The organism is Mammaliicoccus sp. J-M40 (assembly GCF_022386395.1).
Taxonomy (GTDB): Bacteria; Bacillota; Bacilli; order Staphylococcales; family Staphylococcaceae; genus Mammaliicoccus; species Mammaliicoccus lentus.
In genome coordinates, this window is sequence record NZ_JAJNIQ010000006.1 from 65,119 (window position 1) to 88,049 (window position 22,931).

The 22,931-nt window shown below is 32.8% G+C and carries 21 protein-coding genes and 1 other annotated feature (1 of these 22 running past the window's edge); of the genes, 13 read left to right on the top strand and 8 right to left on the bottom strand.

Translation table 11 applies throughout. The annotated features are described in order from the left end of the window. Positions 1–225 (top strand) — a binding site (T-box leader); it begins 90 nt to the left of the window's first position. Positions 226–297: 72 nt separating this feature from the next. The 5 genes from LQ688_RS08665 to LQ688_RS08685 are packed head-to-tail and all read left to right on the top strand — an operon-like array spanning position 298 to position 7,375. Then, positions 298–1,404, top strand: coding sequence for a PLP-dependent transferase (locus LQ688_RS08665; protein ID WP_064211270.1), 1,107 nt, complete (start codon positions 298–300; stop codon positions 1,402–1,404). Next, positions 1,401–2,573, top strand: a complete 1,173-nt coding sequence (gene metC, locus LQ688_RS08670; RefSeq protein WP_064211269.1) for a cystathionine beta-lyase MetC — start codon at positions 1,401–1,403, stop codon at positions 2,571–2,573. The genes LQ688_RS08665 and metC overlap by 4 nt, the downstream gene beginning before the upstream one ends. Continuing rightward, positions 2,530–4,368, top strand: a complete 1,839-nt coding sequence (locus tag LQ688_RS08675; RefSeq protein ID WP_239705250.1) for a bifunctional homocysteine S-methyltransferase/methylenetetrahydrofolate reductase — start codon at positions 2,530–2,532, stop codon at positions 4,366–4,368. Before metC ends, LQ688_RS08675 begins: the two co-directional genes overlap by 44 nt. Next, positions 4,362–6,611 (top strand): 5-methyltetrahydropteroyltriglutamate--homocysteine S-methyltransferase, encoded by a 2,250-nt coding sequence (metE, locus tag LQ688_RS08680; protein WP_239705288.1) that lies wholly within the window; start codon positions 4,362–4,364, stop codon positions 6,609–6,611. Before LQ688_RS08675 ends, metE begins: the two co-directional genes overlap by 7 nt. 20 nt (positions 6,612–6,631) lie before the next feature. Then, positions 6,632–7,375 carry a cyclase family protein gene (locus LQ688_RS08685; RefSeq protein ID WP_103268566.1) on the top strand — a complete coding sequence of 248 codons (744 nt, stop codon included), beginning with the start codon at positions 6,632–6,634 and terminating at the stop codon, positions 7,373–7,375. 122 nt (positions 7,376–7,497) lie between these two features. Here LQ688_RS08685 and LQ688_RS08690 read toward each other — a convergent pair whose 3' ends face one another. The 8 genes from LQ688_RS08690 to rpmH all read right to left on the bottom strand — a co-directional run bounded on the left by LQ688_RS08690 (position 7,498) and on the right by rpmH (position 15,520). Then, positions 7,498–8,952: a carbon starvation CstA family protein gene (locus tag LQ688_RS08690; RefSeq protein WP_239705251.1), complete on the bottom strand. Its 1,455-nt coding sequence runs from the start codon at positions 8,950–8,952 to the stop codon at positions 7,498–7,500. A gap of 175 nt (positions 8,953–9,127) precedes the next feature. Beyond that, positions 9,128–9,970 (bottom strand): nucleoid occlusion protein, encoded by an 843-nt coding sequence (gene noc / locus LQ688_RS08695; protein WP_064204293.1) that lies wholly within the window; start codon positions 9,968–9,970, stop codon positions 9,128–9,130. A gap of 41 nt (positions 9,971–10,011) precedes the next feature. Further along, positions 10,012–10,728, bottom strand: coding sequence for a 16S rRNA (guanine(527)-N(7))-methyltransferase RsmG (gene rsmG / locus LQ688_RS08700; RefSeq protein ID WP_239732575.1), 717 nt, complete (start codon positions 10,726–10,728; stop codon positions 10,012–10,014). 1 nt (position 10,729) lies between these two features. Next, positions 10,730–12,604 (bottom strand): tRNA uridine-5-carboxymethylaminomethyl(34) synthesis enzyme MnmG, encoded by a 1,875-nt coding sequence (gene mnmG / locus LQ688_RS08705; RefSeq protein WP_070044814.1) that lies wholly within the window; start codon positions 12,602–12,604, stop codon positions 10,730–10,732. Between the two features lie 14 nt (positions 12,605–12,618). Beyond that, the gene (mnmE, locus tag LQ688_RS08710) at positions 12,619–13,998 is read right to left on the bottom strand and encodes a tRNA uridine-5-carboxymethylaminomethyl(34) synthesis GTPase MnmE (protein ID WP_103268569.1); all 1,380 of its coding nucleotides are present in this window, start codon (positions 13,996–13,998) and stop codon (positions 12,619–12,621) included. 117 nt (positions 13,999–14,115) lie between these two features. Further along, positions 14,116–14,910 (bottom strand): RNA-binding cell elongation regulator Jag/EloR, encoded by a 795-nt coding sequence (jag, locus tag LQ688_RS08715; protein ID WP_239705252.1) that lies wholly within the window; start codon positions 14,908–14,910, stop codon positions 14,116–14,118. A 30-nt stretch (positions 14,911–14,940) separates the two neighbouring features. Beyond that, positions 14,941–15,285, bottom strand: coding sequence for a ribonuclease P protein component (gene rnpA, locus LQ688_RS08720; RefSeq protein ID WP_016999187.1), 345 nt, complete (start codon positions 15,283–15,285; stop codon positions 14,941–14,943). Between the two features lie 97 nt (positions 15,286–15,382). Further along, positions 15,383–15,520: a 50S ribosomal protein L34 gene (gene rpmH, locus LQ688_RS08725; RefSeq protein WP_016999186.1), complete on the bottom strand. Its 138-nt coding sequence runs from the start codon at positions 15,518–15,520 to the stop codon at positions 15,383–15,385. Positions 15,521–16,068: 548 nt separating this feature from the next. Between rpmH and dnaA the strand changes: the two genes are divergently transcribed. The 8 genes from dnaA to yaaA all read left to right on the top strand — a co-directional run bounded on the left by dnaA (position 16,069) and on the right by yaaA (position 22,929). Continuing rightward, positions 16,069–17,409, top strand: coding sequence for a chromosomal replication initiator protein DnaA (gene dnaA / locus LQ688_RS08730; protein ID WP_016999185.1), 1,341 nt, complete (start codon positions 16,069–16,071; stop codon positions 17,407–17,409). Between the two features lie 164 nt (positions 17,410–17,573). Then, entirely contained in the window at positions 17,574–18,707 is a 1,134-nt protein-coding gene (gene dnaN, locus LQ688_RS08735) for a DNA polymerase III subunit beta (RefSeq protein WP_103268571.1), read from the top strand. A 133-nt stretch (positions 18,708–18,840) separates the two neighbouring features. Beyond that, entirely contained in the window at positions 18,841–19,080 is a 240-nt protein-coding gene (locus LQ688_RS08740; RefSeq protein WP_239752707.1) for a helix-turn-helix transcriptional regulator, read from the top strand. A gap of 4 nt (positions 19,081–19,084) precedes the next feature. After that, positions 19,085–19,984, top strand: coding sequence for an ABC transporter ATP-binding protein (locus LQ688_RS08745; protein WP_016999182.1), 900 nt, complete (start codon positions 19,085–19,087; stop codon positions 19,982–19,984). Then, positions 19,977–21,227, top strand: a complete 1,251-nt coding sequence (locus tag LQ688_RS08750; protein WP_016999181.1) for an ABC transporter permease — start codon at positions 19,977–19,979, stop codon at positions 21,225–21,227. Before LQ688_RS08745 ends, LQ688_RS08750 begins: the two co-directional genes overlap by 8 nt. A gap of 124 nt (positions 21,228–21,351) precedes the next feature. Further along, positions 21,352–22,089: a DsbA family protein gene (locus tag LQ688_RS08755; RefSeq protein ID WP_064204298.1), complete on the top strand. Its 738-nt coding sequence runs from the start codon at positions 21,352–21,354 to the stop codon at positions 22,087–22,089. Between the two features lie 9 nt (positions 22,090–22,098). Then, complete coding sequence (locus tag LQ688_RS08760; protein ID WP_064204299.1) at positions 22,099–22,512, top strand: disulfide oxidoreductase; 414 nt, start codon at positions 22,099–22,101, stop codon at positions 22,510–22,512. A gap of 195 nt (positions 22,513–22,707) precedes the next feature. Beyond that, complete coding sequence (yaaA, locus tag LQ688_RS08765) at positions 22,708–22,929, top strand: S4 domain-containing protein YaaA (protein ID WP_016999178.1); 222 nt, start codon at positions 22,708–22,710, stop codon at positions 22,927–22,929. The last annotated feature ends 2 nt before the right edge of the window (positions 22,930–22,931 follow it).

Below are 22,931 nucleotides of genomic sequence, written 5' to 3' on the forward strand. Positions count from 1 at the left end.
AAATGGCCTTGGAGTGGTGGCATCGATATTGAGGTGTCAACGGGATCGCCCGTTATAGCGATACAGTATTAAAATCTCTTATATTGATGGCGTACTGGAAATTTTTTGTACTATTCCTTTTCTGCCACTGTATATTTTATTAAGAGATGGCGTACTTATAGAGGTGATGTCAGCAATGTCATTACAAACAAAGGTGGTACCGCGAGCTAAGCTTTCGTCCTTTACATCCGAATCATTTCGGGTTTAAAGGACGGAAGCTTTTTTTATTTTTATATTTAATTAGGGAGGAAGGCAATTATGAAATCTACTCAACTCGCTCAAATTTCATTAACAAAAGATCGAACGGGAGCAACAACAAATCCAATTTATCTTTCTACAGCTTATCAACACGAAAAATTAGGTTGTTCTACTGGATTTGATTATACAAGAACTAAAAACCCAACTCGCTCACAATTTGAAGAAGCTTTTGCAAAACTTGAAGGTGGAAAATACTCATTTGCAACTTCAAGTGGTATGGCTAGCATTCAATTGATTTGTAACTTATTTAAACCAAATGATGAAATACTTGTTTCTTTTGATTTATATGGTGGCACATTTAGACTTTTTGAATTTTATGAGAAACAATACAATATTAAATTTAAATACATCGATTTTTCAAATATTGATGAAGTAAATGCTTCTTTAACTGAAAATACTAGAGCATTCTTTATCGAACCAATATCAAACCCGTTAATGTTCTCGGTTGATTTAGATCCATTGTATGCAATAGCCCAAGAACATAACATTTTAACAATCATTGATAATACATTTTTAACACCGTATCTATCAACTCCATTAAAAGATGGTGCAGATATCGTTTTACATTCTGCTACTAAATATATAAGCGGACACAATGATGTATTAGCAGGTGTTGTAACAGTAGCAGATGATAACTTAGGTGAATTACTCGGACAATTTCACAATATGATCGGCGCTACACTTTCACCGTTCGATAGTTATTTACTAGTACGTGGTTTGAAAACCTTACATCTAAGATTAGACCGTGCTACAGAAAACGCTCGAAAATTAGCTGAGTCACTTCAATCAGTAAACAGCATAGAAGAAGTTCTTTATTCAGGAAGAACAGGCATGTTAAGCATCAGATTGAAACAAGACTATAGCGTAGATCGATTTTTACAAAATATAGATTTATGTATTTTTGCTGAAAGCCTAGGTGGTACAGAAACGTTCATCACTTTCCCGTATACGCAAACGCATGTTGATATGGCTGATGAAGAAAAAGACAAACGTGGCATTGATGAATACTTACTTCGTCTATCAATAGGAATTGAAGATTACGAAGACATCTACCAAGACATACTTCAAGCTCTGAAAAAATCAAAAAAAGAAGGAGTGTCATTATGAGCTATTCAAAAGAAACTTCATTAATTTTAGACTCAACTCGCGGACATGAACATTTATCAAGTAACCAACCATTATATTATTCATCAACATTTCACCAACATACACTAGGTGAAAATCAAGAATTTGATTATGCAAGAAGTGGAAATCCAAATAGAAAGTTGCTAGAAGAAAAATTAGCTAAATTAGAAGACGGTCAGTATGGATTTGCTTTTAGTTCAGGAATTGCAGCTATCACTGCAGTGTTTCTCACATTAGAACCTGGCGACCATGTTATTTTGCCGGATGATGTATACGGCGGTACTTTTAGACTAACCGAACAAATTCTTAAAAAATTTAAAATCGAATTTACAACAGTTGACCAGACTGATTTAAACCAAGTTGAAAACGCAGTTCAACCTAATACAAAGCTCATCTACGTTGAAACACCTTCCAATCCACTATTTAAAGTGACAGATATTGATGGAGTTGGACAGATAGCACGACGTAACGATGCACTATTGGCAGTTGATAACACATTTATGACACCACTTGGACAGTCACCTCTTAAATTAGGCGCTGACATCGTTGTTCACTCTGCTACTAAGTTTTTAGGCGGCCATAGTGATTTGATTGCAGGAGCAGTTGTCGTGAATGATCCTAAATTAAAAGAAGATATTTATCTCATTCAAAATGGAACAGGATCAGGTCTAAGTGTGTACGATTCATGGACACTTGCGAAGCATTTAAAAACATTACCAATTCGATTTAAACAAAGTGTTCATAATGCTGAACAAATATATAGATATTTAATAACAAATGAAGCGATTGAAACTGTTTATTATCCAATTACTAATGACACACACCTAAGACAAGCTAAAAATGGTGGTGCTGTTATTGGATTTAGACTTAAAGACGAGTCAAAAGCACAGTCATTTGTAGATCATCTCAATATTCCACTTGTTTCAGTTAGTTTAGGTGGTGTCGAAACGATACTTTCTCATCCTGCTACAATGAGTCACGCTGCAATACCAGAAGAAATTAGAGCAGAGCGTGGTATTACTAACGGTTTGTTCAGACTCTCAGTCGGATTAGAAGATGTCAAAGAATTGATTACAGATATCGATTGGGCATTAAAGGAGGCTATATATGAAGATGAAAGAGGCGTTGAAGAACCGTATCTTAATAGCTGACGGAGCAATGGGTACAATCCTTTATTCAGAAGGATTAGATACTTGTCCAGAAAGCTATAACTTAACACATCCAAAAAAGATAGAAAAAATACATCGCTCCTATATAGAAGCAGGAGCTGATGTTATTCAAACCAACACATACGGTGCTAACTTTGAAAAATTGCAAATATATAATTTAGAGCACCGCGTCAAAGATATACACAAAGAAGCAGTACGCATCGCTAAAAGAGCAAGCAATGAAGACACATTCATACTAGGAACTGTTGGTGGTTTTCGAAACATAAGAAAAAGTGACTTATCCATTGAGTCCATTCAATACCATACAGAAATACAAATTGAGACTTTAGTAAATGAAGGTGTGGATGGCATACTTTTTGAAACATATTACGACTTAGAAGAATTACTCGCTGTATTAAAAGATACTAGAGCAAAATATGACTTACCGATTATAGCTCAATTAACAGCAAGCAACACGAATTTCTTAAGAAATAGTACACCTATACCAGATGCTTTGCAGTCTTTACTCGATGCAGGAGCAGATATTGTTGGACTGAATTGTCACCATGGACCTTATCATATGATTCAAACTTATAAACATATTGATATTCCTAAAGATGCATATCTTTCATGTTATCCAAACGCAAGCTTACTTGATTTAGAAGAAAATGAACTTAAGTATAGCAATAACGCTGAATACTTTTCAAAATCTGCTAAAGAACTTGTAAATCAAGGTGTCCGCCTTATCGGTGGTTGCTGTGGTACTACGCCAGAACACATTAAGAAAATCAAAGAAGTCGTAAAAGATTTAAAGCCTGTACATCATAAAAATGTAATACCGATAGAAACAAAGAAATATCAAAAACAAGATAAACAAGAACCTAGCATTACCGAACTCGTTAGCCAAAAACCTACCGTTATCGTTGAATTAGATACACCAAAGCATCTAGATACAGACAAGTTTTTCAAAGGTGTTAAAGCTTTAGAAGATGCTGAAGTAGAAGCGATAACACTTGCTGATAATTCTTTAGCTAGCGTTAGAATTTCTAACATTGCTGCAGCAAGTATTATTAAACAAAACTATAAAATTAGACCCCTCGTACACTTAGCTTGTCGAGATAGAAACTTAATCGGTCTACAATCTCATTTAATGGGGCTATCGCTTTTAGGAATTAATGATATTTTAGCAATCACAGGAGACCCTTCTAAAGTAGGGAATTTCCCAGGTGCAACAAGCGTATTCGATGTTAATTCAAATGGTTTAGCAGAAATTATACAACAGTTTAATCAAGGTATTAACGCAGACGGAGCATCGCTAAGAAGGAATTCAAATTTCTCAGTAGCTGGAGCATTTAATCCAAACGTTCGAAGATTAGAACCAGCAGTGAAACGACTAGAGAAAAAACTAGATTCAGGCATTGAATATTTTATTACTCAACCTGTTTATGAACCTGAAAAAATAAAAGAAATATACGAAGCAACTAAACATCTAGATGCACCAATATTTATAGGAGTGATGCCAATAACCAACTATAATAACGCACTGTTTTTACACAACGAAGTACCCGGTATCAAATTATCTGAAGGTGTTCTTAATGCCTTTGAAAAAGTCAAACATGATAGAGAGGCAACTAGAGCACTTAGCATAAGTTTAAGTAAAGAATTAATCGACACGATTCACCAATATTTTAATGGTCTGTATTTAGTCACACCATTTTTAAAATATGATATTACAGTTGAACTTGCACAGTATTCAAAATCCAGAACTGGTACACAATCTAAGGAGGCAATATTATGACAATTAAAACAGCAAATTTAGGATTCCCAAGACTAGGTAAGAAAAGAGAATGGAAAAAGGCAATTGAAAGTTATTGGTCAAATAAAATAGACAAAACTGAACTTGATCAAACATTACAAGATTTACACAAAGAAATTTTAACAATCCAACAAAATCATCATGTTGATCAAATACCTGTTGGTGACTTTTCACTTTACGACCATGTTTTAGATACATCATTATTATTTAATATCATTCCAGAACGTTTTCAAGGTCGCGAAGTAGATGATGATTTACTATTTGATATTGCTAGAGGTAACAAAGAGCATGTAGCTAGTGCTTTAATTAAATGGTTTAATACTAACTATCACTACATCGTTCCTGAATGGGATAATGTAACACCTCAATTAAATCGTAATGTATTACTAGATAAATTTAATTTTTCAAAAGAATTAGGTGTAAATACTCATCCAGTTATTTTAGGACCTATCACTTACGTTGCACTTTCAAAAGGCGGAAACCAAACTTTTGATGAGAAAGTCAGAACATTACTACCTTTATATAAAGAATTATTCCAAACGTTAACAGAAGCTGGTGCTGAATATATACAAGTAGATGAACCTATTCTTGTTACAGATAAAGCTAATGAATTACAAGAGATCACAGAAGAAGCATATGCCTTCTTTAATAAAGAAGCTGCTTCAACTAATATCGTATTACAAACATACTTTGAACGCGTTGATTTGAATTTCGTTGGTAAATTACCTGTATACGGATTTGGGTTAGACTTCGTTCATGATAATGGTTATAACTTAAAACAAATCCAAGACGGACTATTCCCTAAAGAAAAAGCTTTATTTGCTGGAATTGTAGACGGTCGAAACGTTTGGTCAGCTAATATTGAAGAAAAGAAATCATTGATTGAAACTTTACAATCTTATACTGACGAACTTGTTATTCAACCTTCATCTTCTTTATTACACGTACCAGTTACATTAGAAGAAGAAACTTTAGATGATTCAATACGCGATGGTTTAAGTTTCGCTACAGAAAAATTAGATGAATTATACGCATTAAAACAATTATTTAATGAACAAGATGATACTTTATATAACCAATTAAAAGAACAATTTGAACGTTTTGAAGGTCAATCATTCAAACAATTAGAATATGATTATGAAGCTGTTAAATCAGAGCGTGCAACACCATTTAAAGAGAGAAAAGTATTACAAGATCAATTATTAAAATTACCTGACCTACCTACAACTACGATTGGTTCTTTCCCACAATCTAGGGAAGTAAGAAAATATCGTGCTGACTGGAAGAACAATAGAATTACTGATGCACAGTATCAAGAGTTCCTTGAAAATGAAATTAAACGTTGGATTGAAATTCAAGAAGACATTGGCTTAGACGTACTTGTTCATGGTGAATTCGAACGTAATGATATGGTTGAATTCTTTGGTGAAAAGTTAAATGGCTTCTTAGTAACTAAGTTTGGATGGGTTCAATCTTATGGATCACGTGCTGTAAAACCACCAATCATATACGGTGATGTTAAATGGACAGCTCCATTAACAGTTGATGAAACATTATATGCACAAAGTTTAACGGATAAACCAGTTAAAGGTATGCTTACTGGACCTGTTACAATTTTAAACTGGTCATTTGAGCGTGTTGATATTCCAAGACGTGAAGTACAAGACCAAATCGCGCTTGCTATTAACGAGGAAGTGCTAGCACTTGAAGACGCAGGTATTAAAATTATACAAGTTGATGAACCAGCATTACGAGAAGGCTTACCGCTTCGTTCAGAATATCATGAAGATTATTTAGATAAAGCAGTACATTCATTTAAATTATCAACATCATCTGTTCAAGACTCAACGCAAATTCATACGCATATGTGCTATTCTCAGTTCGGACAAATCATTCATGCTATTAAATCACTAGATGCGGATGTTATTTCCATAGAAACTTCTAGAAGTCACGGTGATTTAATTCAAGATTTCGAAGACATCACATATGATTTAGGTATTGGTTTAGGCGTTTATGATATTCATAGCCCGCGTATTCCAACAGAAGAAGAAATTACAGTTGCTATCAATAGAGCACTTAAAGAAATTGATCGTTCATTATTCTGGGTTAACCCAGATTGTGGTCTAAAAACAAGAAAAGAAGACGAAGTTAAAGAAGCTTTAAATGTGCTTGTTCGTTCAGTTGAAAAGCTACGTCAAGATAACACAGTCAAACAACCAAATTAATCAAAATAAGAGGTGATGTTATGTCATATCCATTGTGGGAATCACTGAGCCAACTAAAGAAATATAAATGGGTCGATTTAACGCATACTTTTGATTCTGAATCTCCACATTTTTCATCATTTGAAAATGCTGAAACGAAAACTTTATATCAAGTGAAAGATGATGGATTCTTTGCTCAATCTTGGCAATTTGCAACACAATATGGCACACATATAGATGCCCCTATTCATTTTGTAGAACATAAACGTTATCTACATGAATTAGGTTTACAAGAAACGGTCTTACCTTTAATAGTACTAGACTTCTCAAAAGAAGTTGAACAAGATGCAGACTTTAGATTAACAAAAGAACATATCCTTAAATGGGAAGCTGAGAATGGTCAAATTGAACAAGATACATTTGTCGCTTTTAGAAGTGATTGGTCTAAACGTTGGCCAGATAAAGAACAATTTGAAAATAGAGATGCAGATGGAAACGAGCATCTACCAGGTTGGTCATTAGATGCCTTGAAATATTTATTCGAAGAAAGAAAAATAAAATCAATAGGACATGAAACGTTCGATACAGATGCCTCTATTGATATCCGTAAACATAACGACATCGTAGGTGAACGTTATGTGCTCGGTTTAGATACATTTCAGATAGAACTGTTAACCGGATTAGATGAACTACCAACACGTGGTTCAGTCATTTTAGCCATTAGTCCAAAACCTAAAAATGCCCCCGGATTCCCTGTCCGAGCATTTGCTATTAGCCCAAGTTAATAGCACACTGCCATATAGTATTTTTGAGCGAGTATTATATGGCAGCCCCTTACCTATATTAAATAAATACGTAACAAAAAAGCAGAACCTTTCGGTGGAGATCGAAAGGTTCTGCTTTTATATTAATATTTAGGTGCTGTTGGTGATAAAATTTGATGATCAATTTCAAATTCTGTTTCACTATTTTTACGATATATATAATAGAAATACATCGTCCATAGTATCGTTAAGCCAGCTGATAACCAATAACTAAGCGATAAATCTATACCTAAACCAATTGGCTGACTTAAAATATATGTGAATATATTCCACGTCATAAAGAGTGCCGGTATTAAAGCTACATAGAAGTTCTTATTAGATAACAATAGATACATCGTACCAATCCATAACGCCACAGTTGCAGTTGTTTGGTTAGCCCACGAGAAGTATCTCCATAATATTGTGAAATCTACTGTAGTTAGAATAAAACTAATCACAAACATTGGAATTGCTATTGCGAATCGTTTCCAAACTTGCTTTTGACTGAAGTTGAAATAATCAGCAAGAATCATTCTCGCACTTCTAAACGACGTATCACCACTAGTAATTGGCAATACAATAACCCCTAATATTGCAAGCGTGCCAAATACTGAGCCTAGTAACATAGTAGATGCTTCACTCACTACAAGAGCCGCTTCCCCTTTTGCTAGTACTTCTTGAAGTCCACCATAACCACCGAATAAACTCATAGCAGCAGCAGCCCAAATCATAGCAATAATTCCTTCTGCAATCATCATGCCATAGAATATCATACGACCATTTTTCTCACGATTTGTCGTTCTAGAAATGATTGGAGATTGAGTAGCATGGAAACCTGATAAAGCCCCACAAGTAATCGTAAAGAATAATAGTGGGAAGATAGGCGCTGAATCAGGATGCATATTCTTCAACGTTAATTCAGGAATTTCTGCACCAGTCATCAACAATCTAATGAAAATACCAACAGCTGAAATCATTAGAATAAAACCAAATATCGGATAAACTTTACCAATAATTTTATCAATCGGTAAAACTGTTGATAAGAAATAATATAAGAAAATCACAAATATAATAATACCTAAAGCTATTCTACCGTCCATTAACGAATGTAAAAGTAACGCCGGGCTCGTAACAAAAACTGTCCCTGTAAGTAATAACAATAACAATGTAAACACGTTTACAAGGTGTTTCATAACATTACCTAAAAATTTACCCGCCAATTCAGGTAAATGAGCCCCTTTATTACGTATAGAAATCATACCTGTTAAATAATCATGCACTGCTCCTGCAAAAATTGATCCAAGAACAATCCATAAAAACGCAACTGGACCATATAAAGCACCCATAATAGGTCCAAATATCGGTCCAACACCTGCTATATTCAACAATTGTATTAATGAGTTCTTATTCGTCGACATAGGAACATAATCAATATTATCACGTTGGTCATGAGCAGGAGTCGGACGCTCCTCTTTAACACCAAACATTTTTTCAATATATTTACCATATGTAAAATACCCTATAACTAACAAAGCAATTGATACTAAAAATGTTATCATGCAAAATCCCCCTTTTGTTTGCAAACGCTTTCAAATCAAAGTATAAATTATATATTAGTAAAAAACAATACTTAAAAATAATTAATCACTACTTATACGATTGGATAAGTAATAATAAAAAACTACCACCAAAATAATAAATAATTTGGTGGTAGTCATAATTCATATATTATATTTAAGAATTCCTTTTATAAACTTTAATCGTAATTTCATAAAAGTCTTTATGTTCTTCATCTATACGTTTTACTTTGATGCCTTCTTTTTCAACATTTTTAATACTTTGTCCAAGTGCATCAATTGCTTCAGTTATATCTTGTTCAAATTGAAATTGTTTAGCTTTTACTTTTTCAGATCCTCGTATTTTTTTCACACGATCTTCAGTTTGCTTAACATTTAAATTTTGTGACTGAATAGCCGTTAAGACATCTTGTTGTTCTTCATCTTCTAATCCCAACAAAGCTCTTGCATGTCTTTCAGTAATTTCACCTTTTTGTAATGATATGACGATGGGCTCTGATAGTTTTAACAATCTTAATTTGTTCGCTATGAATGATTGGCTTTTCCCCATGCTTACAGCTAAGTCTTGTTGTGTTATTCCTTCTAAATCAAGTAATTTTCTATAAGCCTCTGCTTCTTCTATAGCTGAAAGATTTTCACGTTGAATATTCTCTATAAGTGCGACAGCTGCAGTTTCTTTATCATTTAAGGGCTTTATGATGGCTTCAGTTTCAGGTAGATCGTTATGTTTAATTGCGCGAAATCTGCGTTCACCTGCAATAATTTCATACATACCTTCTTCTATTGGACGAACTACAATTGGTTGTAACAATCCATGTTCTTTAATAGACTGCGCTAATTCCTTTATCTTTGACTCATCAAAAACTTTTCTCGGTTGATAACGGTTAGGCACAATTTTTTCTGTTGAAATTATCGCGACGTTGCCTTCATTTCTTGCTTCTTCTATGTGTTCTAATTCTTTGTCTTTAAGTCCAAATAATTTAGAAAAAGGTTTTTTCATTTCAATCTACCCACTTTCATTCTTACGTATTTCCCAGGAAATTATTTTGTTAAAGGTTCTTTATTAGGTGTTCCTGGTTTTCTTGGATATTTCTTAGGTGTTTGTTTAAATTTATCAATCGCAATTATTTGCCTTGTGCTTTCTTCTAATGGAAGTTTAAATTCATAAACTTTATTTAATTTTCCACCTAACACTGAAATTGCAAACTGTGCATCGTCTAATTCTTCATCGCCTTGAGAACCTTTTAATGCAACAAACTGCCCGCCTTTTTTAACTAGTGGTAAACACAACTCACTCAATACAGATAATCTTGCTACAGCGCGTGCCGTTACTAAATCAAAGCTTTCACGGTATTGTCCTTTGCCAAACTTTTCTGCTCTATCATGTACAAAATTCACTTTATCTATTTCAAGTTTATTAGCTAATTCATTTAAAAACTTAATACGTTTATTTAAGCTATCTACAATCGTTATTTGTAAGTGTGGATATATAATTTTAAGTGGAATACTTGGAAAACCGGCTCCAGCTCCTACATCACAAATAGATTCGATTTCATTAAAATCTACATAAAAAGCAGGTGTCACAGAATCAAAGAAGTGCTTTAAATACACTTCTTCTTTTTCTGTTACTGCTGTTAAGTTAATTTTTTCATTCCACTCAACTAACATTTCAAAATATGTCTCAAATTGTTTTAATTGTTGATCAGTAAGTGTAATACCTGAATCTTTTAATGAGTTGATAAAAGTTTGTTCGTTCATTTTAGTCCACCTTCTGGATTTTACCTTGTTCAATATAAACAAGTAAGATAGATATATCTGCTGGGTTAACACCTGAAATACGAGATGCTTGTGCAATATCTAACGGGTTAACTTCTTTAAGTTTTTCTCTTGCTTCAGAAGCTAAACTATTGATTGCATCATAGTCAATATTCAGAGGTATTTTTTTGTCTTCCATACGTTTAACTTTCTCAACTTGAGCTAATGATTTTTGAATGTAACCTTCATATTTCGTTTGAATTTCAACTTGTTCTTGGATGTCTTCATTAACTGGAGAAGTTTCTTGTAAGATTTCCATGATAGCATTGTAATCCATTTCTGGTCTACGTAATAAATCTAAAGCTAATATACCATCTTTAAGTGCTGAACCTCCACGGCTTTCAATAACACTTTGTGTATGTTCATTCGGCTTAATACGAATAGATTGTAATCTCTCTTGTTCAGCTTTGATACTTTCACGTTTTTGATTGAATTTAGCATAACGTTCTTCTGAAATCATACCAATTTCGTAACCGATATCTGTTAATCTTAAATCGGCATTATCATGTCTCAACAATAAACGGTGTTCAGCACGTGATGTTAATAGACGATATGGTTCATTTGTGCCTTTTGTTATTAAGTCATCAATCAATACACCGATATAAGCATCAGAACGACGTAATACAACATCTTCTTTACCTAATACTTTTCCTGCCGCATTAATACCAGCCATTAAACCTTGACCAGCCGCTTCTTCATAACCAGAAGTTCCGTTAATTTGACCTGCAGTAAATAAGTTTTTAACTAATTTAGTTTCTAATGTCGGCCATAATTGTGTAGGTACAATTGCATCATATTCAATAGCATAACCGGCTCTCATCATATCTGCTTTTTCAAGTCCCGGTATTGTTTCTAACATTTTACGTTGTACTTCTTCAGGTAAGCTTGTAGATAAACCTTGTACATAAACTTCTTGAGTTTTACGACCTTCAGGCTCTAAGAACAATTGGTGTCTTGGTTTATCGTTAAATCTTACGAATTTATCTTCAATTGAAGGACAGTATCTTGGGCCAGTACCTTTTATCATGCCTGAATACATTGCTGATAGATGTAAATTGTCATCAATCACTTTATGTGTTTGTTCATTCGTATAAGTTAACCAACATGGTAATTGGTCTAAAATATATTCTGTCGTTTCATAACTAAATGCTCTACCTACATCATCACCTGGTTGAATTTCAGTCTTACTGTAATCAATTGTGCCACCATTAACACGAGGTGGTGTTCCAGTTTTGAAACGAACTATGTCGAAACCTAAATCTCTTAAATGGTCTGCTAATGTGATTGAAGGCATTTGATGGTTTGGACCACTTGAATATTTTAAGTTACCTAAAATAATTTCACCACGTAAAAATGTACCAGTTGTTAATACAACAGAATCAGCTAGATATTGAGTGCCGATAACCATTTCCACGCCTTTTACTACATCATCTTCTATAATTAAACGTTCTACCATACCTTGCATAATATCAAGGTTAGGCTCATCTTCTAATACACGTTTCATTTCTTCTTGGTATAATACTTTATCTGCTTGAGCACGTAATGCGCGTACTGCTGGACCTTTACCAGTGTTTAACATACGCATTTGGATGTGTGTTTTATCAATTGTCTTAGCCATTTGTCCACCAAGTGCATCAATTTCTCTTACAACTATACCTTTTGCTGGACCACCAACTGATGGGTTACATGGCATAAACGCTACACTATCTAAGTTAATTGTAAGCATTAAAGTTTTTGCGCCACGTCTCGCTGAAGCTAATCCTGCTTCTACACCAGCGTGCCCTGCTCCGACAACAATAACATCATATTTTTGTGTCAAAATTTTTCCTCCTTTTATTTTCCTAAACAGAATTGGCTAAACAATTGGTCAATAAGTGATTCACTTGCTTCTTCACCTATAACTTCACCTAGCAATTCCCAAGTTTTGATTAAATCAATTTGTACTATATCTATTGGAATGCCTTCTTCAGCTGAATGAATTGCGTCATTAATTGAAGACTTCGCGTCTTTTAACAGTGCAATATGTCTTGAATTAGATACATAAGTCATGTCTTGTGACTGAACTTGTCCACCAAAGAATAATTCTGATATCTTTTGTTCTAACTCTTCAATACCTTGTTGTTCTACCATCGATGTCTGTACGATAGGATGGTCACCTATCATCTCTTTCAGCTCATCCATATCAAGGTGCTGTTCTAAATCTGTTTTATTTATAATAACTATGAAGTCTTCATTTTTAATAGCTTCAAACAATTGGTAATCACTTTCTGTCAGTGATTCATTATAATTTAATACGAACAATATTAAATCTGCTTCTGACAAAGCTTTCCTTGATCTTTCAACGCCAATTTTTTCTACGATATCTTCTGTTTCTCTAATACCTGCTGTATCCACTAATCGTAAAGGCACACCACGAACATTAACATATTCTTCTAATACGTCTCTAGTCGTCCCTGCTACTTCTGTAACGATTGCTTTATTATCTTGAATTAAATTATTAAGCATTGAGCTCTTACCAACGTTTGGTTTACCTACTATTACTGTAGACAAGCCTTCTCTCATAATTTTCCCTTGTTGACCTGTCTTCAATAATTTATCGATTTCTTGCTCTATGTTAGCAGCTTCTTTTAATAGAAATTGAGATGTTGCTTCTTCTACGTCATCATACTCAGGGTAGTCTATATTAACTTCAACTTGTGCTAGTATTTCTAGTATAGATTGCCTTAGCCCTTTTATAAGTTCACTTAGACGCCCTTCCATCTGCCCTAAGGCTACCTTGGATGCGCGTTCCGTCTTAGAACGTATGAAATCCATCACTGCTTCTGCTTGTGATAAGTCAATACGACCATGTAAGAAAGCTCTCTTTGTAAATTCACCCGGATCCGCCATTCTTGCTCCATTTGATAACGTTAATTCAAGTACACGATTAACAGTTACTAGACCACCGTGACAATTAATTTCTACGATATCTTCTCTTGTAAAAGTCTTAGGCGCTCTCATAACAGCCGCCATTACTTCTTCAACAATTTCGCCACTGTCAGGATCCAAAATATGTCCGTAATTAATCGTATGTGAATCGACTTCTGATAATTGTTTTTTCCCTTTATATATACTATCAGCGATACTTATCGCATCCGGACCACTTAAACGTACAATTGCGATTGCGCCTTCACCCATAGGCGTAGAGATACTTGTAATTGTATCTAGTTCCATTATTTTTCTCCTCCACCATTCATGCTATTCATTCTTTTGATTGTAAATGGTTTTGTAACAATTTTCGAATATATTGTTCGAAAAAATGCGGAGCGAGATAACTCACTCCGACCATTATCATTTATTCTTGATGACTAAATATCGATGAGGTTCTCTTCCTTCAGAGTATGTTTCGATATCTTCAACTTTACTTAATGCCTGATGCATTATCTTTCTTTCGAAGTTATACATTGGTTCTAACTTAACTGGTCTTTTCGTTTGTTTAGCTTTTTTAGCCATATTTATAGCTAGCTGCTCTAATGTTTCTTTACGTTTCGCTCGATAAGATTCAATATCTAATATTAACGTGTAATATCCTTTAATATATTGATGCATATAATTTTGTCCGACAGTTTGTAAGGCATTTAACACTTGCCCTCTTTTACCTATTATATAGGAAGCTTGATCAGACGACATATCGATATACAATGTATTAGATTTAATTTTATAAGACCCTTCTACATTAATATTCATTTCTTTAATGATATTCAATATATACTCTAATGTTTGGTCTGCGATGTCATTTAACGCGTTTTTCTTCTCATTCTGAGAATGATTGGAATTATCTTCTGATACGGTATTTTCATTATCTTCTGTTATATTGTTGCTTTCTGTATCTTCATCTAGATCTTGCGTTTGTTGTTCATTTTGTTGATTTCGATTTCTTAAATCTTCTATTGAATTAAACTCTTTTAATTCTGGATCAATAATCGTTAATTCAATACGAGCATCTTGCTTCATAAAACCAAAAATGCCTTTTTTACCTTCATTTATTACATCGATTCTTACTTGTTGCTCTTGAACATTTAAATCTTTTAAACCTTGTTGTAGTGCTTGTTCTACTGATTGTCCTCCATAGTTTGATTTAAGCATACTGCAACCTCCTAGTAATTATTAAAATACTTAGGGAATACGTTTATTAAAAACTTTAGCAATCTTCAACACGTGCTCTAAACTCTTCTTTGTTTCGAGTACTTCCAAGTCTACTGCCTGGTTACGAGCAATAACAATGATGTCTTTCGGAATGATATTTTCTTTATGAACTTTAAAACACTCTCTAATTGACCTTTTTATTCTATTTCTAGTAACAGCATTACCTAATTTTTTTGAGACGCTGATGCCAAGTCTAAAGTGTTCACAATCATTTTCTGAAGTATAAATAACAAACTGACGATTAGCAACTGACTTACCTTTTTTATATATTCTTTGAAAATCACTATTTTTCTTTATACGATAAGCCTTTTCCACAAACATCCACTCCACAATACATCACTTAATTATTGTTTATTATACAAAACAATTTCATCAATTAAAACAAAAAAAAGACCACTGCTCTTCAGTGATCTTAAGCTGATAATACTTTTCTACCTTTACGACGACGGCGAGCTAATACTTTACGGCCGTTTTTTGAGCTCATGCGAGCGCGGAAGCCATGAACTTTACTGTGTTTACGTTTATTTGGTTGATACGTACGTTTTACCATTTAAGAACACCTCCATTATTTATTCTTAACATCTAATTAAATAGTAGTTAATTGCTTGTATGATATTCATTTATATATATCAGAAGATTAATTTCAAAATTATTTATACCATACACGTGAAATGTCACAATTTCAATAACTACTAAACTATAACAAAATGATTTTTAAAAATCAAGCAGAATTTTAAAATGTGAAAAATAATAGTTATCCACTTATCCACAGTGAATATTAATCATTTTGTGGATAATTATTAAAATTTATTTTTTATTCACAACATAATCTAACAATTCCTCACATATTCACAGGCATTTGACAACTCCTTTTGTTTAAAAGTATAATTGTGTGGATAAGTTATACAAACCGTTGATATTACTATCATTCTTAGTTTGATTCTTGCATGTAAAGATTGTGGACAAGGGAATTGGAATAAATAGTTATCCACCGTTTGTGAGTAAGTTGTGGATAATTATTCACAACTTGTGTATTTCTTTATTAACAATTCAATTTTATGTGTATAACTCAATAAAAATTTTAGAAAGAGGACTTTTATGAATTCAAAAGAAGAAATTTGGGAACAGGTATTAGCAATTGCCGAAGATCAAATCGCTTCTGCTGGTTATAATACTTGGTTTAAAGGAACTTACCTACATCAAATTGATAGTAATCGTGCAATAGTTGTAGCACAAAGTCCTTTTGTAGCTGAGTGGTTAACCAATAAATATCATGAACATGTCATAGATTTTATCTATAATGTCATAGGCGACAGAGTTCAAGTTAAATTTATATCAGAAGACGATCTTGAAAGTGAAGATTTTACTGAACAACCTGCAAAAAGTAAGACAATTGAAGAAAATGAAGAAGTAACAAATAGCCAATTAAATAGTAATAACACTTTTGATACATTTGTTATCGGTCCAGGAAATCAATTTCCACACGCCGCTTCATTAGCTGTAGCTGAGGAACCTGCAAACGCCTATAACCCTCTATTTATATATGGTGGTGTTGGCCTAGGCAAAACACATTTAATGCACGCTATTGGTCACTATGTATTAGAACAAAATCCAAACGCTAATGTTCTTTATACATCTAGTGAAAAATTCACAAATGAATTTATCAAATCTATCAGAAAAAATGATACAGAAAGCTTCAGAGATAAATATCGTAATATCGATGTACTATTAATAGACGATATTCAATTCATTCAAAAGAAAGAACAAACACAAGAAGAATTTTTCCATACTTTTAATGATTTACATCAAAACAAAAAGCAAATTGTTATTTCTAGTGATAGACCACCAAAAGAAATTCCAACATTAGAAGATCGCTTAAGAACTCGATTTGAATGGGGTTTAATTGTAGATATCACACCGCCTGACTTTGAAACGAGAATGGCAATTTTACAGAAGAAAATTGAAGAAGAAAACCTTGATTTACCAGTTGAAGCTCTTACTTATATAGCGAATTCTATTCAATCGAACATTCGTGAATTAGAAGGTGCTTTAACAAGAGTCTTGGCTTATTCTAAATTAAGAAACAAACCGATTAATACTGATTTAGTTGCTGAAGCACTAAAAGACATCATCTCGACACCTAGATCGACTAAGATTACGATTCAAGATATTCAACAAGTTGTCGGAAAAATGTATAACGTGCGTATCGAAGACTTTTCAGCCAAAAAACGTACTAAATCTATCGCATATCCTAGACAAATTGCAATGTATCTTTCAAGAGAGCTTACTGATTTCTCATTACCTAAAATTGGTGAAGAATTCGGAGGAAGAGATCACACTACAGTGATTCATGCTCATGAAAAAATTAGAAATGATATAGAAAATAATCCAGAACTAAAGACTGATTTAGAACAACTAGAAAAACAAATACGTGGATAATGTGGATAAGTTGTTCACATCCATACACAGTTTATCAACATGTGAATAACTTTTATATCGCATTTTAAAGCAGGTTATCCACCAATCCACAGCCCCTATTACTATTACTACGAATTTAAAAGATATATAATTAATATATAACGACTGGAAGGAGTTTATAAGTTATGAAATTTACAATTCAACGAGATTACTTTCTTAATCAATTGAATGATACATTAAAAGCCATTTCACCAAGAACAACATTACCAATACTTACAGGAATTAAAATTGATGCAACAGATAAAGGTATTATATTAACAGGATCAGATTCTGAAATATCAATTGAAATTACAATTCAAGAAAATATTGATGGTGAAAAAATAGTAGACATAGAAGAAAAAGGTTCTGTAGTACTTCCAGGACGTTTCTTTGTTGATATCGTTAAGAAATTACCAGGTAAAACAGTAAATCTATCAACAAATGATCAATTCAAAACATTAATCACTTCAGGTCATTCTGAATTTAATGTTAGTGGATTAGACCCAGATCAATACCCGTTATTACCACAAGTATCAGAAGATGATGCCATTAAATTACCAATTAAAGTACTAAAAAATATTATTGCTCAAACAAACTTTGCTGTGTCCACGTCAGAAACACGTCCAGTGTTAACAGGTGTAAACTGGTTGATACAAGACAAAGAACTTATCTGTACTGCAACAGATTCACACAGACTTGCATTAAGAAAGCTTAAACTAGAAGATGAAGACATAGAAGATAAAAATGTTATCATTCCAGGTAAAGCATTATCTGAATTGAACAAGATTGTTTCGGATTCAGAAGAAGATATCAACATATTCTTTGCTAGTAACCAAGTGTTATTTAAAGTTGGACACATTAACTTTATTTCAAGATTACTAGAAGGTAACTATCCTGATACAACAAGATTATTCCCTGAAAATTATGAAACAAAATTAGGTGTGAATAATAGCGAATTCTATCATGCAATTGATCGTGCATCACTATTAGCACGTGAAGGTGGAAACAATGTTATTAAACTATCTACAGACGTTAACAAATTAGAATTATCTTCTACATCTCCAGAAATTGGTACTGTAAAAGAAGAAGTTACTACTGAAGAAGTTGAAGGGGAATCTTTAAAAATTTCCTTTAACTCTAAATATATGATGGATGCATTAAAAGCAATTGATAACGATGATGTACACGTAGAATTCTTTGGAACAATGAGACCATTCATACTTAAACCAAAAGATGACGAGTCAGTTATTCAATTGATTTTACCAATCAGAACATATTAATTATATTTAGTTATAGCTTGAGGAATCCTTTATTAATAGGGGGTTCCTCATTTTTTTATAATAGATGTCAAGTTCACTTGACACACTAAAAAAATTGATTTATTGTAAAGTTAACTTGACAGGAAGTGATTAATTGAAAAACAGGGTTTATGAATTTAGATCTGAAAGAAAAATGACTCAAAGTGAATTATCTCGATTAGTCAATGTGTCGAGACAAACAATTAATTCAATTGAACGTTATAAATTCAATCCAACTTTAGTGTTGGCACATAAACTTTCACAAGTGTTTAACGTAACGATTGATGAATTATTCATCTTTGAAGATGACGAGAATATCTCACAAGTGGATATTCAATCTAGTAAAAAGGAGTAAACTTATGACATTAATTATCGAAAATGTATCTAAGAAGTTTAATGACTTTAATGCAGTGCAAGATGTCAGTTTAGAAGTACCGAAAGGAACAATGTATGGCTTTTTAGGTGGGAATGGTGCTGGTAAAACAACTACTTTCCGCATGATTTTAGGCTTACTACCTAAAACAACTGGGGTTGTGAAATTTAATGATAAACCGATTGATTACAAAATGACTAATAAAATCGGCTATTTACCAGAAGAAAGAGGCTTGCATCCAAAATTAAAAGTATTTGAAGAAATTAGATATTTAGCAGAATTAAAAGGCATGAATAAAAAAGACATTGATCAAGAACTTGATTATTGGCTAAAAAGATTTGATGCATTTGAAAATAAAGATAAAAAAATAGACGCTCTATCTAAAGGTAATCAACAAAAAGTACAACTTATAGCAGCTATCATACATAAACCTGAGTTGCTTATATTAGACGAACCATTTAGTGGTTTAGACCCAGTAAACGTTGAATTATTAAAATCAGCTGTTAAAGAATTAAAAGAACGCGGCACAACGATTATATTCAGCTCACACAGAATGGAACATGTTGAAGAACTTTGTGATTATATATGTATTATGAGTAAAGGAAAAGCAGTTGTTTCTGGTTCTCTTGATAAAGTGAAAGATGACTTTGGCAAAAAAGATATATACATTGAGGGGAATCATGATTTTTCATTCTTAAAAGATTTCGAGGGAATTGAAGCATTTGAGAATACGAAAAAAGGCGTTAAAATCAGAATTACTGATGAAAGATATGCTGAAGAAATATATAATCAAGCAATTAAACTTGGTTATCTTAAACGATTCCAAGTTGCTGAGCCATCTCTGAATGATATCTTTATAGCTAAGGTTGGTGATCAACATGAATAAGTTTTGGCCTACATTTAATTTAACGTACTTACAAAAAGTAAAAAGTAAATCATTTATTATTATGACTGCATTATTTATGCTATTAATCTTTGCATTAAGTAATGTGGATAAAATTGTCGATTTCTTTGATAATAGTTCCAAAACAGTTGCAATTCAAACAGATAACGAAATGATTTATAAAGGGTTAGAAAAACAATATAAACAAGATGATGATGTAGAAAAAGTTGAAAAAGTATCACTGGAAAAAGGAAAAAAAGGTGTGGAAGATGATAAATACGACCGCCTTATTCAAGTTGAAATAAAAAATGAAAAATTAAATGGCACAATTTATGAAAAAGGTTCAGTTGATGAAAATGAGAAAATGACTTTACAAACAACATTAAGTCAAATGCAATCATCGTTAACTGCTCAAAAATTAGATTTATCAGAGAAAGACTTACAGGCACTTAATACGCCAAGTGATGTACAAACTAAAGAAATTAAGTCAAAAGATGACGAAAAACAATCAAGTGATGTTAAACCGAAAGTACAAGCTTTAAATATAGCTATCGTTTACATCATCCTATTCTTATCATTTTTCATTACGTTGAATTATGCGAATCAAATCGGTACAGAAATTGCTACTGAGAAGACTACTAGAGTTATCGAGATGATTGTGACGAGCGTTAAACCATCTATTCATGTCGCAGCTAAAATATTATCTGTGATAGCAGTAGCTTTTACACAAATATTCTTTATTATTTTAGCCATTGTAATTAGCATATTTGCTTTTGATTTAAAAGGCTTATTTGATGCAGTCGGTGTGGAATTTGGTCCTGAGACTACAAGAATCATCGTATATGGGCTTGTTTTCTTAATTATAGGGGTAATTACCTATATTACTTTAGCGGCTATTCTAGGGGCTTTAACGAGCCGTATAGAAGATTTAGCACAATCGATGATGCCAGTAACATTTATTTCTTTAGCTGGTTTCTATATTGCTATGTTTAGTATTGGAACTCCAGATACTATGCTTGTTAAGATAACAAGCTTCGTACCACTGTTATCGCCAATGGTTATGTTGCTTAGAACAATTTCTGACACTACGCCAGAGTGGCATATATTATTAGGTATTCTTATTTCAATTGTAACTTGTATCCTTTTATTAATATTCGCTGCAAAAACTTATCGAGGCAGTGTGTTAACTTATGATAAAGGACTTATTAAAAACTTTAAAAATGCATTAAACATGACTAAAAATTAATTCATTATAAAAAGTGCTATACATTTGTCACAAAACCTTAATGTTTTTTTACAGAAGCGTGTAGAATTTATGTAAGCGATAGTATAAAATTTATATTATCACTAAAAGAGATTGAGGGATTAAAATGGCAAACAAAAATAGTAATAGCAATATTATATTTCTTATGATTGCAATTCTAATTATAGTTGCGGGTATTGTTATGCTTGTCGTGTTCGGTGGAAGCGGAGATGACAAAGAAAAAGATAGTCTCTTCGAAAGAACAGTTAAAGCTAAAGATTTATCTAAAGACACAAAAAATAATCCAACCCATAAAAAGGGTGATGCCAAAGTGCAAATTGTAGAGTTTGGAGATTACAAATGTCCAGCATGTAAAGCATTTGAAACAAATTTTATGGATAAAATTGAAAAAGATTATATTGATAAAGGCGAAGTAGAATATAGATTTGTTAATGCACCGTTCCATGGTGAAGGTTCTGAACTTGGCGCAGCTTCAGCACATGCTGTGAATAAAGTTGCACCTGATGCATACTGGAACTACCACAGAGCTTTATTTGAAGCGCAACCTGACGATCACGATATGCAAGGTGATGATGAATGGTTAACACAATCTGTAGTGAAAAAAGCCGTCAATGGATTAGATATTGATAAAGATAAAAAAGAACAAATTATGAAATTAGTTAAAGATCGTAATTCAGAATCATACAAACAAATGAATAGTGATGCAGATTTAACGAAAAAATATGATGTCGACATAACACCGACAGTTGTTGTTGATGGTAAAGTATTATCAGATCCAATGGATTATGACAAAATTTCTGAAGCTATAGATAAAGCTATCGAAAAGAAAAATAAATCAAATTAGGTGGTCAATTTGAAACAACAATACGGACTTTTTATTTCCTGGGTAATAGCTTTAGTTGCAACTTTAGGTAGCTTATATTTCAGTGAAATACGTGGTTTTATACCTTGTACGCTATGCTGGTATCAACGTATATGCATGTACCCATTGGTGTTAATTACAGGTATTGGCTCATTTCAAAATGATTATTCTGTTAAAAAAATTGCATTATCAATTTCTTTAATTGGACTATGTATTTCGACATGGCATTATTTAGAACAAAAAGTACCTGGCTTTGCAGAAATCAAACCATGTACCCAAGGTGTACCTTGCTCATCTGAATATATAAATGTCTTTGGATTTATTACAATTCCATTTTTAGCAGGTCTTGCATTTTTATTGGTTAGTTTGATATTAATTTTTACTAAAAAAGATAAAACAATATAATACTAAGGCTGTCCCATTGTCTTTTGACTTTGTGGATAGCCTTTTTATTTTAAATATTAGCGTATTGTTTTTTCTTTTATATTTTAATTTTTTATAGATTTATTTTTGATTTAATGAATTGTACCTAAAAACATGATTTTTTAGTGAAAAAAAGGTATAATATAGAGATGACTAATTAAGATTGGAGTGAAGATAATGGTACAAGATATCTCAGTTGAAGACGAAATTACTTTAGGGCAATTCCTAAAAAATGAAGGCGTCATTGGAACGGGTGGTCAAGCTAAATGGTTCCTCCAAGATGAAGAAGTACTGATTAATGGCGAACGTGAGACACGTCGTGGAAAGAAATTACATGATGGTGACTTAATTGAAATTCCTTCTGAAGGTCAATTTCGCATCAATCATCTAAGTGAATAGAT